Source organism: Rhizobium sp. NFR07 (assembly GCF_900111905.1).
Classification (GTDB): domain Bacteria; phylum Pseudomonadota; class Alphaproteobacteria; order Rhizobiales; family Rhizobiaceae; genus Neorhizobium.
On the sequence record NZ_FOKM01000012.1, the window covers coordinates 219143 to 231785 of the forward strand.

Annotated in this window: 14 protein-coding genes and 1 other RNA gene; 4 read left to right on the plus strand and 11 right to left on the minus strand. The window is 61.3% G+C overall.

The genetic code is table 11. The features are described 5' to 3' along the window. Window positions 1-119 precede the first annotated feature (119 nt). Entirely contained in the window at window positions 120-632 is a 513-nt protein-coding gene (locus BM216_RS23720; RefSeq protein ID WP_093001686.1) for a pyridoxamine 5'-phosphate oxidase family protein, read from the plus strand. A gap of 20 nt (window positions 633-652) precedes the next feature. Here BM216_RS23720 and BM216_RS23725 read toward each other — a convergent pair whose 3' ends face one another. The 11 genes from BM216_RS23725 to BM216_RS23775 form a co-directional block, all read right to left on the minus strand. After that, window positions 653-1498, minus strand: a complete 846-nt coding sequence (locus BM216_RS23725; RefSeq protein ID WP_244530291.1) for an MBL fold metallo-hydrolase — start codon at window positions 1496-1498, stop codon at window positions 653-655. 106 nt (window positions 1499-1604) lie between these two features. Continuing rightward, window positions 1605-1958, minus strand: a complete 354-nt coding sequence (locus tag BM216_RS23730; RefSeq protein ID WP_093001688.1) for a hypothetical protein — start codon at window positions 1956-1958, stop codon at window positions 1605-1607. Window positions 1959-1962: 4 nt separating this feature from the next. After that, window positions 1963-2787: a TIGR00282 family metallophosphoesterase gene (locus tag BM216_RS23735; RefSeq protein WP_093001689.1), complete on the minus strand. Its 825-nt coding sequence runs from the start codon at window positions 2785-2787 to the stop codon at window positions 1963-1965. A gap of 11 nt (window positions 2788-2798) precedes the next feature. Next, window positions 2799-3386 (minus strand): 5-formyltetrahydrofolate cyclo-ligase, encoded by a 588-nt coding sequence (locus tag BM216_RS23740; protein WP_093001720.1) that lies wholly within the window; start codon window positions 3384-3386, stop codon window positions 2799-2801. Window positions 3387-3393: 7 nt separating this feature from the next. After that, a complete protein-coding gene (locus BM216_RS23745) occupies window positions 3394-4680 on the minus strand; it encodes a hemolysin family protein (RefSeq protein ID WP_093001690.1) in 1287 nt (428 codons plus the stop codon). 208 nt (window positions 4681-4888) lie between these two features. Next, window positions 4889-5923 (minus strand): sensor histidine kinase, encoded by a 1035-nt coding sequence (locus BM216_RS23750; protein ID WP_093001691.1) that lies wholly within the window; start codon window positions 5921-5923, stop codon window positions 4889-4891. Window positions 5924-5933: 10 nt separating this feature from the next. Then, complete coding sequence (locus tag BM216_RS23755) at window positions 5934-6377, minus strand: response regulator (protein WP_093001692.1); 444 nt, start codon at window positions 6375-6377, stop codon at window positions 5934-5936. Then, window positions 6374-7873 carry a sensor histidine kinase gene (locus BM216_RS23760; RefSeq protein ID WP_093001693.1) on the minus strand — a complete coding sequence of 500 codons (1500 nt, stop codon included), beginning with the start codon at window positions 7871-7873 and terminating at the stop codon, window positions 6374-6376. The genes BM216_RS23755 and BM216_RS23760 overlap by 4 nt, the downstream gene beginning before the upstream one ends. A 124-nt stretch (window positions 7874-7997) precedes the next feature. Continuing rightward, a non-coding RNA gene (gene ssrS / locus BM216_RS23765) (6S RNA) lies at window positions 7998-8156 on the minus strand. Window positions 8157-8219: 63 nt separating this feature from the next. After that, complete coding sequence (locus BM216_RS23770; protein ID WP_093001694.1) at window positions 8220-8597, minus strand: cell division protein ZapA; 378 nt, start codon at window positions 8595-8597, stop codon at window positions 8220-8222. A gap of 10 nt (window positions 8598-8607) precedes the next feature. Further along, window positions 8608-8880 carry a DUF4164 domain-containing protein gene (locus BM216_RS23775; protein ID WP_093001695.1) on the minus strand — a complete coding sequence of 91 codons (273 nt, stop codon included), beginning with the start codon at window positions 8878-8880 and terminating at the stop codon, window positions 8608-8610. 318 nt (window positions 8881-9198) lie between these two features. Between BM216_RS23775 and tkt the strand changes: the two genes are divergently transcribed. The 3 genes from tkt to BM216_RS23790 all read left to right on the plus strand — a co-directional run. Continuing rightward, window positions 9199-11172 carry a transketolase gene (gene tkt / locus BM216_RS23780; protein ID WP_093001696.1) on the plus strand — a complete coding sequence of 658 codons (1974 nt, stop codon included), beginning with the start codon at window positions 9199-9201 and terminating at the stop codon, window positions 11170-11172. 79 nt (window positions 11173-11251) lie between these two features. Beyond that, a complete protein-coding gene (gap, locus tag BM216_RS23785) occupies window positions 11252-12262 on the plus strand; it encodes a type I glyceraldehyde-3-phosphate dehydrogenase (protein ID WP_093001697.1) in 1011 nt (336 codons plus the stop codon). A gap of 95 nt (window positions 12263-12357) precedes the next feature. Further along, window positions 12358-12643, plus strand: a 286-nt coding sequence (locus BM216_RS23790; protein ID WP_143102847.1) for a helix-turn-helix domain-containing protein, incomplete at its 3' end; no start/stop codon positions are given.

A 12643-nucleotide genomic window follows, 5' to 3' on the forward strand; every position in this document is an offset into this window, starting at 1 on the left:
ATGCGTGCGTTCAAGGCATTTCAATCCTCGCCGCCGCCCGTCTGCTTTTGAACAGCAGGAACAAAGGCCCGCATCTTGTCGTTTGTCACTCGAGGAAAACAACAAGGAGACATGCGAATATGGCCAGCCTGACCGAAGCCCGCGAAGCCCCCGAACGCCAGCTCTGGGATGAGATCACCGCTGTCCACGCCGGCATGCTCGGACTTGAAGGCGCCCACATGCATTTCCAGCCGATGGCGCCGAATATCGACCGCAAGACGAATACGATCTGGTTCTTCACCAAGACCGATACCGATCTCGTCCGCGCCATCCGGGCCGGCAGCCGCGCACATTTCTGCGTCGTCGGCAAGAACCACGACTATCACGCCTGCCTGTCGGGCGTTCTGGAAATCCGCCCCGACCGCGACAAGATCGATGAATACTGGAGCGCGGTGACCGCAGCTTGGTTCGAACACGGCAAGGAAGATCCGACGCTGACCATGCTCGCCCTTCGCGTCGATGACGCGGAAATCTGGGCCTCCACCGACAGCTCGCTGAAATTCGGCTGGGAAATTGCCAAGGCCAACTGGAAGGAAGAGAAGATGCCGGAAGTCGGCGTCAAGCAGCACCTCACCTTCCCGGCCTACCACTGAATTTGAACATGCCGTGGGGCCTACAGGCCCTGCGGCACCATGATCGTCGGCTTCTTCGGCAGCGATCGCATCGAGACCTTCAGCGTCTTGTCCTTCGCATAGGCGATATCGAACTTTCCGTCGAACATTGCGAGAAACGTGTCGAGAGGCGGTCCGAACCGATGCATCGGCAGGATCAACGACGACCGCAGGCGCTGGACCACTCGGCTCATGCTGTCGGCCCCCATCGTCAACCCGCCATCGACCGGCACCATCAGGACGTCGAGCCTGCCGATCTCCGTATATTGTGATTCGTTGAGCTCGAAATGCAGATGGCCGAGATGACCGATGCACAGTCCCGCGACTTCGAAGATGAAGATCGAGTTGCCGTTTTCTTCGATCCCCCCTCCCCAGTTGCGGATATCCGACACGACATTGCGGATATAGACGTCGCCGATCATCTCCTGATGTTTGGCCTTCTCACCCGGTACGTCGCTCCACCCGTGCAGGACATGCCTGATGCCCGCCGGAGGGCTTAGCGTGTAATGGGTCGAATGTGCCCGGTTCATCGTCACCACATCCGGCATTCGGTCCGGCTGGTAGACGCCACTGTAGTCCGTGGCGATACCGATGCCGCCCGGCGTCTCGATGAAATAGGTCGAGTGCCCGACGAAGGTGATTTTCACCTCTTCCCTATCGGCAAGCGAAAGCTCCTTCTTCGCTTGTACGAACTGGAGGTCAGAAGGCTTGAAGCTGGCAAACCGCACGTTTGGCAGCTTCTGGGCAATCGCCTGGCATTGGCTTACCGGCAGACCGGCATCCTGGGCAAAGACTGAAAAGGCGGAGAGAAAAAGACTGAGAATACCGAATGCGAGAGTTCGCAGCATCATGCCACACCCCGTGAACTGCGTTCATGCTCATTCCGGGAAGAAGGATGCGGGAACCTCTACCGACCGTCCAGCGGCGAATGCGAGGCAGATCCTCACGATTCCGTCATTGCGGCTGACGGCAGACGAAAGGCAGGAAGGTGCTTGCGGTACCGAAATTCATCGCCGCGATGGTCAGCTTGTTGGCTAGCGCGATGTCGGCCGGAGACGATGAGCATATATCCGCGCCATTCGAGCAACCGGCCGCAATGAACGCCTCGTTGCCGCGAATGAACTCCTCGGTCACCCCCGTCTCGCGCGATGACGCCAGAAGCTCGCGCCAGGCCTCGGCGTAGAAGGCGCACTTCCTCTCCTGCCAGGTTTTGTGCCCGGGTCCCGCACCCTGTTGCGCCGAGGCCACGCCAATCGGCGTCACCAGCATCGCTGTCAGCAGCACCATCAGATGGAGAGCACGGGACATGGCGTTACCGCCAGAAGCTCGGGATCGTTTCCGCCAGCCGCGGTCCGATACGGATCGGTTCGATCTTTTCGGCAAGTCCCGTCGCGTCGGAAATCTCGATGCCGAGACCGCAGATCGTCGCCGGGCCGGATGCCGCTTCGAAACGGCCCTTCGGCATTTTCGAGATGAAGCGGTTGAGCGGCTCTTCCTTGTCCATGCCGAGCGAGCTGTCGTAGTCACCGCACATGCCCGCATCCGACATATAGCCGGTACCGCCGTTCAGGATCTGACAGTCGGCGGTCGGCACATGCGTATGGGTGCCGACGACGAGGCTCGCACGGCCATCGACGAAGTGGCCGAAACACTGCTTCTCGCTGGTCGCCTCCGCGTGGAAGTCGAAGACGATCGCATCGGCCTGATCCTTCAGCGGCGCGGCTTCCAGGATTGCCTCGGCCGATTTGAAGGGATCGTCGAGTTCCGGATGCATGAACACCCGGCCCATGATGTTGGCCACGAGCACGCGCGCACCGTTACGGGCATAGTAGAGGCCCGATCCCTTGCCCGGCGTACCGGCAGGATAGTTGGCCGGCCGCAGGAACTGGTCGTGCCGCCCTGCAAAGCCGACGGCCTCCTTCTGGTCCCACACATGGTTGCCGGTGGTCACCACGTCGGCGCCGGCATTGATCGTCTCGAGATAGATGTCTTCCGTGATGCCGAAGCCGCCCGCAGCGTTCTCGCCGTTGACGATGACGAAGTCGAGCTTCAGGTCGGAGATCAGGCCCGGCAGCTTTTCCCATACGGCGGTGCGACCGGTCTTGCCGACCATGTCACCCAGAAACAGAAGACGCATTTCAATCCAATCTACGGAGACTGTTCTCCGAAAGGCCTCAAGCCGCTCTCGGTCAGGACGGCGTCGAGCCTGATATCGTGAGGTTCTTCCGGCACTGATGCCACTTCCTGGCAGTCGAATGCAATGCCGATGAGCCTCGGGTTCAAGCCTTTTTGCTGCAAACGGTGAATCGCTCGGTCATAATAACCGCCGCCATAACCGATCCTGTGCCCTCTCGCATCAAAGGCTGCGAGCGGTACGAGCATGATCTGCGGCTCTAGCTGGGCTGCATCCGGCCCCGGCCCGACGGTGCCGAACACGCCGCCGACCAGCTCCACGTTCGGCAGGAACTCGCGGAAGACGATCGTCTCCTTGTCGAGCACGACCGGCACGCAAAGCCGCGCACCCCTGTCGCCTAGAAGCTCCATCAGCGGGCGGACATCCACCTCGGAGCGGATCGGCAGGAATCCGGAAATGACCGGAGCGCCATCGAAGTCGATCGCGCCCATGCCATGGGATGCAAGCGACAGGCTCTTCTCGATCCGGTCGGCGGGCACTAGGGCATCCCTCGCCGCCAGCCGTTCGGTTCTCAGCCTCGCCTTGTCACCGCGATCCGGCATCGGCATTTCAGGCCTTTTCCGTCGCCCGGGAGACGAGCAGCTTGTCGATGCGCCGGCCGTCGAGATCGATGACCTCGAAGTTCCAGCCATGGGCCGTGAAGCTCTCGCCGAGTTCCGGCAAATGCTTCAGCTCGTCGAGCACGAAGCCGGCCACGGTCTCATAACCCGGGTCTTCCTCGACCGGGACGCCCATCTGCGCCGCGAACTCGTCTACCGGCATCCAGCCGGCGATGAGGAAGGAACCGTCATCGCGCGCGACGATGGCAGGCTCTTCCGCCGCGTCTTCCTGGAACACGCCGGTAATGGCCTCCAGCACGTCACCTGATGTGATGATGCCTTCGAAATGGCCGTATTCGTCATAGACCAGCACCATATGGGCCGGCGCCTTGCGCAGCGCCTGGATGACGTCCAGCGCACCGGTAAGATCGGAAACGACCGGGGCTTCGCGAATGGCGACGGTCATGTCGAAGACCTTTCCGCCGGACATGAAGTCATAGGCGTCCTTGACGAACAGTACGCCGAGGATCTCGTCGGAGCTTCCCTTGCGCACCGGCAGGCGCGAGCGGGTGGTTGCACGCAGCTGGGCGCGGATCTCGTCCGGATCGTCCTCCGTGTCGATCACCTCGACGTCGCGGCGCGGCGTCATCAAGCCGCGTGCCGTGCGGTCGGCGAGACGCATGACACCGGAAATCATCTCGGATTCACCGGTCTCGATCACGCCGGCGCTATGGGCTTCCGCAAGCACGGTACGGATTTCCTCATCCGTCACCTTGTCACCGGATTCCCCCTTCTGGCCGAGGATCGTCAGGACGAAACGACCGGAAATATCGAGGAACCAGACGATCGGCGCACCGAAGGTCGCAACGAGCTTCATCGCAGGCGCCACCCGCGCGGCAACCGCTTCGGGCGCACGCAGCGCGATCTGCTTCGGCACGAGTTCACCGACGATCAGCGACATATAGGTGATGACGACGACGACACCGCCGACGCCCAGCCAGTCGGCGGCGTTCTCTGCCATGCCCTGCGCTTCCAGCCAGCCGGTGAGGCGAGTGCCGAGCGTTGCGCCGGAGAAGGCGCCGGACAGGACGCCTACAAGGGTGATGCCGATCTGGACGGTGGAAAGAAAGCGGCCCGGATCTTCAGCGAGCTTGATGGCAGTGGCCGCGCCACGATTGCCTTGCTCTGCCATGACTTTCAGCCTCACGGGGCGGGAAGAAACCACGGCAAGTTCCGACATTGCCAGGACACCATTGAGGACGGTGAGCGCAATGACGATGAAAATTTCGGTTAACAAAAGGTGCTCTTAGGCTGGGACAATATCCTGTGCGCAGTAACGGCATCCGCATGATCGGCGGCCGTTGGAATAGATGATCTCGCGCACAGTTCGGAAAACCGGCAAACGGTTCTCGGAACTATGCACCTCATGGACGGTAGAAATCATAAGGTCGCGACGTGCTGATTGCAATGGTCGACACGACCGCGTCCGTTCCCGTGGAAAGGCCTCACATCGCCGACAGTTCGAGAACGAGCTCGGCCCGCGTTCCCTTCGGCCGCTCGACATACTGAATCGCCGAACCGAGGGTCGAGGCCATGGACTTGACGATACGACTGCCAAGCCCGGTACCCTTCACCGTATCGCCTTCCTTCCAGCCGATCCCGTCGTCCTCGACGGCGAGCAGCGCCTTGCCGTCCGGCTGCAGCCTGAGAAGTACCCTCACCTCGCCCCCCGCGCCCGGCGGATAAGCATATTTTAAGGCGTTGGTGAGCAGTTCGGTGACGATCATGCCGACGGAAACCGCGCGGTCGGAGGTGAGCGCCATGCATTCGGCATCGAGCCGGATTGACGGCCCCTGATGATCAGTCACCGTCCCCTGCACCTCGTTGACAAGAGTGCCGAGATACTTGTCCATCTCCACCTGGCGCACGTCGTCGGACGTATAGAGGCTTCGATGCATGCCGGCGATCGCGGTGATGCGCGCCTGGGTTTCGCTGAGCGCTTCCTTGACGTCGTGGCTCTTGCTGCTGCCGGCCTGCAGCCGGATCAGCGCGGCGACCAGAGCAAGACTGTTGGCGACACGATGGTTCACTTCCGCGAGCAGGACTTCGGCGCGCTCCTTGCCGATGCGGATTTCCTGTTCCGCAAGCTCCTTGGCCCGCCGAAGCTCGGCATTGGCCATGGCTTGGCTGATGGCGCTTTCCATCAAGGGCCAGAACTCTTCGCCCACCGTCTTGATCACATAATCCGCAGCGCCATTCTTCAGCGCGTCGATCGCGATCGTCGCATCGCTCGAGCCGGTGACGTAGATCACCGGAACGGTCGAACCCTGCTCCTGCAGCTTGTGAAGGATATCCAGCCCGGTTTCCGCGCGAAGATAATGGTCGAGAACGATCGCGTCTATGCCGCCACGATCGGCGGCCGCCATTGCGGTCGCGCCGTCGGCGGCAGGGATCACGACATAGCCGGCACGACCGAGATGGCGTTCCGCGAGACGGGCCAGGGCGACATCGTCGTCAACATAGAGGATCGTTCGCGGCATCTCTCTTCAATCATTGTCCGGGTATTTGCATCACCGAGAAGAACAGCCCGAGCTGTCGAATGGCGTTCGCGAAATTATCGTAATCCACAGGCTTAGTAATATAAACATTTGCGCCGAGGTCGTAGCAGCGCTGAATCTCCCGCTCATCGTCCGTCGTTGTGAGGATCACTACGGGCAGCCGTTTAGCATGCGGGTTGGACTTCACCTTCTCCAATATGTCAATACCCGACATATCGGGGAGGTTGAGATCGAGCAGGATCAGAAGGTAGCGGTCGTGGTTGACGTTACCCGAACGATCGGCCCCGAGAATGTAGTCGAGCGCCTCGTTGCCGTTGGTGAAAGGGACGATATCGTTGTTCACGCCGGCCCGACGAACATTCTTTTCGATGAGACGGGCATGCCCTTCGTCATCCTCGACCATGACGATGGTGACTTCCTTGCCTGCAGCTTTCATGACCCGTTACTCCTGACATACTGGGACAAATCCATGGGCAGGCGGACGATGAAGGTCGATCCGCCGCCAAGCGTGGAGGTCACAGTAATTTCGCCGCCTAAATTTCTAACTAACGATCGCACATGGGCAAGACCGATCCCCTCGCCCTTCTGGTTCTGCACGCCGGAGCGGCGGAAGAGTTCGAAGACGCGTTCGTGATCCTCCGGCGCGATGCCGCGGCCATTGTCGGCCACCTCGATCTTGATCGCTCCCCTGCCCATCGGCAACGCCTTGACGGAAAGATTGAGTGGCCGATTGGGATCCCGGTATTTGACGGCATTGTCGAAGAGATTGCCGAATATCTGCTCCAGCGAGAAGCGGTCGGTCACCAGCCCGCGCGCGGCACCGACCGAGATGGAAACCTCGCCGCCGGCATCGTTCACCTGATGGTAGACACTGGCCGCGGTCGCCTCGAGCATTTCGCCAAGATCGATGCGCTCCGGCTTCAGCTCGCGCCGTCCGTCGCGCGAAATCTTCAGGATCGCGTTGATCAGAGCATCCATCTTCTTGGTCGAGGAACGGATGAAGCCGATCGCTTCCGGCAAGTCCTCCTCGACGGCAAGCCGCGCGTCCCGGACCTGATCCTCGGTCATTTCCGTGCCGTCGGCCATCACATAAGTGCGGATCGTCTTCAGCGTCGCATCCAGCTCGCTGGTGAAACCCATGATGTTGACCAGAGGCGCCCTCAGGTCATGGGAAACGATATAGGCGTAGCGCTGGATCTCGCGATTGGCCTGCATCAGGTCTTCGGTCCGCTCGTTGACGCGCTCCTCGAGGCCCTCGTTGAGTTCCTCCACTTCGCGGCGGGCGCTCGACAGCTCCCGCACATGCTGCGCCACGACGGCGATCGCTCCGCCGATGACGATGATGATCAGCAGGCCGCCGCCGATGGTGAAATACTGGAGCGTCGCCGCGCTGCCGCGGATCTCGTCGATGCCCGAGATCAGGTGACCGTCGAGTTCCTGCAGCAGGCTGCCGATAACCTCGCGAAGCCGCTGCATCACCACGAAGCCGGATTCGTTGCGCACGATGTCGACGGCATCCGCCACCCTGCCCTGGCTCGCAAGGTTCAGCGTCGACTGCATTTCGGTGACTTTTTCGGCGATCAGCTGACGGATCTCGTCGAGCGGAACCGCAACCGTGTCCTGGTTCTCGGCGACACGCGCCAATCTTTCCACCTGGGCAGGCAGCGCTTCGATGGCCTTCTGGTATGGATCGAGGAAGGCCTCGTTCTGGACGAGAAGATAGCCACGCTGTCCCGATTCCGCTCCGTTCAGCATCAGCAGCAGGTCGGCCGAAACCGAACGCACCGCCCTCAACTTCGTCACCTCGTCGAAGTAGGTGCGGGTCATCTGCGCCAGAAAGAAGGACGACAGCACGATACCGAGCAGGAGTGCGGCACCGATCAGCAGCATCATCAGCGACGAGCGAGCAAACTTGGCATTCGAGAAGGGCATGAAGAAAGGCCGCCGGTTGACAATCCTGGCAACAAGTCCGCGGCAATGCACGCCGTGTCAAGTCACTGACGCACGGAACCGGGCGTTGCCAGCATCTAAAACGGCCAATCGAGGGGAAGGAAGAGTGCGATCCACGGCGACCGATGGAGGTTTACGATCCTGGGTGCCTACAAACGTAGGTGGGCGCCATATGTCCAAGCCCACGGGCCTGGTCAGGGACAGCTCCCTTTGGATCGAGTATGGCCCCAGGGATTGTGGTTCCTGTCGGGAAGCGTAGACCGCGTTGGCAATATAAGTTCGAAGCCGTTGTGGCGCCAGTGGGCCACCGACCTTTTTTGATCAGCCGTCAGTTGGCCTCGGCCTGGGGCCGGGCGTTCAGTTTCGCGGCCAGGCCGGCAATACGTTCCGTCAGCTCGCCGATCGTCGATGCCAGCATTTCCTCGTTACGGGACTGGACCTCGAGCGAGCCTTCGCGATTGGACTTGAGCGCATCGATTTCCTTTTCGAGCGCGGCCATCTTGCGGGTCATTTCAGAAAGCTCGTCCATGATCATGATGCCCGCCATGACGGTGATTCTGAGATCGCCGATCTCGCCGAACTGGCTTTTCAGATGGCCGACATAGCGATCGAGCCGTGCCGCGAGCTCGGTCAGGTGATCCTCCTGCCCTTCCTCGCAGGCCATGCGGTAGGCCTTGCCGTCGATCGTGACTGAAATTTGCGCCATAAGCCTGTCCCTATCGATCAAGCACGGCGCGTATGGTTTCCATCGCCGTCACGAGCCTGCGCGAAACCTCGCGGTTGACCTCTTCCAGCCGGTTGGCGCGGAACTGCGACTGGTCGAGTTCCTGCGCCAGTCGGGCGCGATCGGCATGCACGCGCCTGACCTCGCCTTCGGCGTCGCGGCCTTCGCGCTGGCGCTCGATGCGGGCATCGACGGCATTCTCCAGGCTGCCGACCGCAGCGCGGAGTTCCGAAAGCGCCATCTCAACCGTTTTATCTGCCGGCATTCACGTATCCCGTTGAGAAAGCGAGCCCGGCCGAATCGTACGACACCGCCTCGCCAACAAGAGCGGCAGACTATTCACCGCTTGAAAGCCGGTCAATAAATGACAGGCGGTCGGCATCATCGAACTGTGGATCATGCCTGCTCACCCACACTTGTACCTTCCTGCCCAAATGACAGGCAACTTGCGGCAAACGCAATCAATATCCTGCTCGCGCGTCCCGCTTTTGTTGACTTGCGCGTTCCACCTGATAAGGATCAGGCGCTCCCTTAAAAGGCCCTTCTCGGGCCCTGACCGACACTCGGACACAGTGGATTAGCCATGACTTCTCGCGAACAAAACGACCGGATGGCCAACGCAATCCGTTTCCTTTCCATGGATGCCGTCGAAAAGGCGAACTCCGGCCACCCAGGCATGCCGATGGGCATGGCAGACGTGGCAACTGTACTGTTCACCAAATACCTGAAATTCGACCCGACGAAGCCACATTGGCCGGATCGCGACCGTTTCGTCCTGTCGGCCGGCCACGGCTCGATGCTGCTCTATTCCGTCCTCTACCTCACCGGCTATCCGGACATGACGGCTGACGACCTGAAGGGCTTCCGTCAGCTCGGCTCCAAGACCGCCGGCCATCCGGAATACGGCCACGCCACCGGCATCGAGACGACCACCGGCCCGCTCGGCCAGGGCATCGGCAATGCCGTCGGCATGGCGATCGCCGAGCGCAAGCTGCGCGAAGAGTTCGGCGCCGACCTGCAGGACCACTACACCTACGTCATCAATGGCGACGGCTGCCTGATGGAAGGCATCAGCCACGAGGCGATCGCGCTTGCCGGCCATCTCAAGCTCAACAAGCTGATCCTCTTCTGGGACAACAACTCGATCACCATCGACGGTGCCGTCTCCCTGTCGGACTCGACCGACCAGATCGCCCGCTTCAAGGCCGTTCACTGGAACACGATCGAGATCGACGGCCACGACCAGGCTGCGATCGCCGACGCGATCGAACAGGCTCACAAGTCGGACCGCCCGACCTTCATCGCCTGCAAGACCACGATCGGCTTCGGTTCGCCGAACAAAGCCGGCAGCCATAAGGTTCACGGTTCGCCGCTCGGTGCGGAAGAAATCGCCGCCACCCGCAAGGCACTGAACTGGGAATACGAGCCCTTCGTCGTTCCCAACGACATCCTGTCGGAATGGCGCGCCGCCGGCACCCGCTCTGCCGATGCGGTCAAGTCCTGGGAAGATCGCCTTTCCAAGTCCGACAAGAAGGCCGAATTCGACCGCCGCTTCGCCGGTGATCTGCCGGCCGGCTTCGATGCCGCGATCGGCGACCTGAAGAAGAAGATTGTCGAGACCAAGCCGACGGTCGCCACCCGCAAGGCCTCCGAGGACGTGCTCGAAGTCATCAACGGCCTCCTGCCCGAAACGCTCGGCGGTTCGGCCGACCTGACGCCGTCGAACAACACCAAGACCAGCCAGATGCATTCGATAACGCCGACCGATTTCGCCGGCCGCTACATGCATTGGGGCATCCGCGAACACGGCATGGCTGCCGCCATGAACGGTATCTCCCTGCATGGTGGCCTGATCCCCTACGGCGGCGGCTTCATGATCTTCTCGGATTACTGCCGTCCCCCGATCCGCCTCGCCTCGCTGATGGGCATCCGCCTCGTCCACGTCCTGACGCATGATTCCATCGGCGTCGGCGAAGACGGCCCGACCCACCAGCCGGTCGAACAGGTCGCAAGCCTGCGCGCCATCCCGAACCTGATGGTCTTCCGCCCGGCTGACGTCACCGAGACGGCCGAAGCCTGGCAGATCGCGCTGAAGACCAAGGATCGCCCGACCGCGCTGGCGCTCACCCGCCAGAACCTGACGACGGTCCGCACCGAATACTCGGAAGAGAACCTCGTCACCAAGGGCGCCTATACGCTGGCCGGCAAGGCCGATGCCAAGGTGACGATCTTCGCTTCGGGCTCCGAGGTTGAACTCGCCGTCGCCGCACGCAAGACGCTTGAGGAAAAGGGTGTTTCCACCCGCGTCGTCTCCGTGCCCTGCACCGAACTGTTCTTCGAGCAGCCGGATGCCTACCGCAAGGAAATCCTCGGCACGTCGCCGGTCAAGATCGCCGTCGAAGCCGCCGTGCGCGAAGGCTGGGATGCCTTCATCGGTCCGGAAGGCACGTTCGTCGGCATGAAGAGCTTCGGCGCTTCCGGCCCGGCCAAGGACGTCTTCAAGCATTTCGGCATCACGGCGGAAGCCGTCGTTGCCGCGGCCGAAGCAAGGCTCTAACGGCACTGAGCGCCGCTCCGCTCGGGGCGGCGCCTCCTGCGTCTCATAATGTGAAGCCCGTATCCAGGGAGAGGACTCTATGACTGTAAAGGTTGCCATCAACGGCTTCGGCCGCATCGGCCGCAACGTTCTGCGTGCCATCGTCGAATCCGGCCGCACCGATATCGAGGTTGTTGCCATCAACGATCTTGGCCCGGTTGAAACCAATGCCCACCTGCTGCGCTACGATTCCATTCATGGCAAGTTCCCGGCAGAGGTGAAGGTCGACGGCGACATGATCACCGTTGGCGGCGGCAAGCCGATCAAGGTCACGGCCGTCCGCGATCCGGCGACCCTGCCCCACAAGGAACTCGGCGTCGACATCGCACTCGAATGCACCGGCATCTTCACCGCCCGCGACAAGGCTGCCGCCCACCTGACGGCTGGCGCCAAGCGCGTCATCATCTCCGCTCCCGGCGAGAATTCCGACCTGACCGTCGTCTTCGGCGTCAACCACGACCAGCTGACCAAGGATCACCTTGTCATCTCCAACGCGTCCTGCACGACCAACTGCCTCGTGCCGGTCGTCAAGGTTCTCGATGACGCCGTCGGCATCGACCACGGCTTCATGACCACGATCCACTCCTATACGGGCGACCAGCCGACGCTCGACACCATGCACAAGGACCTGTACCGCGCCCGCGCTGCAGCGCTGTCCATGATCCCGACCTCGACCGGTGCAGCCAAGGCCGTCGGCCTCGTGCTTCCGCATCTTAAGGGCAAGCTCGACGGCACCTCGATTCGCGTTCCGACGCCGAACGTCTCGGTCGTCGACTTCAAGTTCGTCGCCAAGAAGACCACGACGGTCGCCGAAATCAACGACGCCATCAAGGCTGCCTCCAACGGCAAGCTGAAGGGCATCCTCGGCTACACCGACGAGCCGCTGGTCTCCCGCGACTTCAACCACGACAGCCACTCCTCGATCTTTGCGACGGACCAGACCAAGGTCATGGAAGGCAACTTCGTGCGTGTCCTGTCCTGGTACGACAACGAATGGGGCTTCTCCAACCGCATGTCCGATACGGCCGTTGCAATGGGCAAGCTCATCTGAACGGAGGGCGCAAGCGCCAATCAATCGGCCTTGATACTAGGCCCTCTCCTCTGAACTGACCCCGGAAAGTTGGACCCAACTTTTCGGGGTTTTGCATGTCTAGATACAGCATATCGTTCAAGCAGTCGGTGGTGTCTGCCTATGCGGGTGGTACGGATGGTTTCCGTGCGATCGGCACTCGGTTCGGGATTGATCATTCGACGGTTCGCAAGTGGGTGGCAATCCATGCGGCTCACGGTCTTTCGGGGCTGGAGAAGAAGTTCAGCCGCTACGATGCCGAGTTCAAGCTATCGGTACTTCATCGGATATGGGAAGATGGGCTTTCCCATCGTCAGGCTGCGGCGGTTTTCAACATCCGCAACAAGAGCAGTATTGCCGATT

Coding starts and splice junctions, on each gene's coding strand:
- gap (WP_093001697.1), top strand. CDS start 11,252: ATGACTGTAAAGGTTGCCATCAACGGCTTCGGCCGCATCGGCCGCAAC.
- BM216_RS23775 (WP_093001695.1), bottom strand. CDS start 8,880: ATGCCGGCAGATAAAACGGTTGAGATGGCGCTTTCGGAACTCCGCGCT.
- BM216_RS23735 (WP_093001689.1), bottom strand. CDS start 2,787: ATGCGTCTTCTGTTTCTGGGTGACATGGTCGGCAAGACCGGTCGCACC.
- BM216_RS23755 (WP_093001692.1), bottom strand. CDS start 6,377: ATGAAAGCTGCAGGCAAGGAAGTCACCATCGTCATGGTCGAGGATGAC.
- BM216_RS23750 (WP_093001691.1), bottom strand. CDS start 5,923: ATGCCGCGAACGATCCTCTATGTTGACGACGATGTCGCCCTGGCCCGT.
- BM216_RS23730 (WP_093001688.1), bottom strand. CDS start 1,958: ATGTCCCGTGCTCTCCATCTGATGGTGCTGCTGACAGCGATGCTGGTG.
- BM216_RS23740 (WP_093001720.1), bottom strand. CDS start 3,386: ATGCCGGATCGCGGTGACAAGGCGAGGCTGAGAACCGAACGGCTGGCG.
- BM216_RS23760 (WP_093001693.1), bottom strand. CDS start 7,873: ATGCCCTTCTCGAATGCCAAGTTTGCTCGCTCGTCGCTGATGATGCTG.
- BM216_RS23720 (WP_093001686.1), top strand. CDS start 120: ATGGCCAGCCTGACCGAAGCCCGCGAAGCCCCCGAACGCCAGCTCTGG.
- tkt (WP_093001696.1), top strand. CDS start 9,199: ATGACTTCTCGCGAACAAAACGACCGGATGGCCAACGCAATCCGTTTC.
- BM216_RS23725 (WP_244530291.1), bottom strand. CDS start 1,498: ATGCTGCGAACTCTCGCATTCGGTATTCTCAGTCTTTTTCTCTCCGCC.
- BM216_RS23770 (WP_093001694.1), bottom strand. CDS start 8,597: ATGGCGCAAATTTCAGTCACGATCGACGGCAAGGCCTACCGCATGGCC.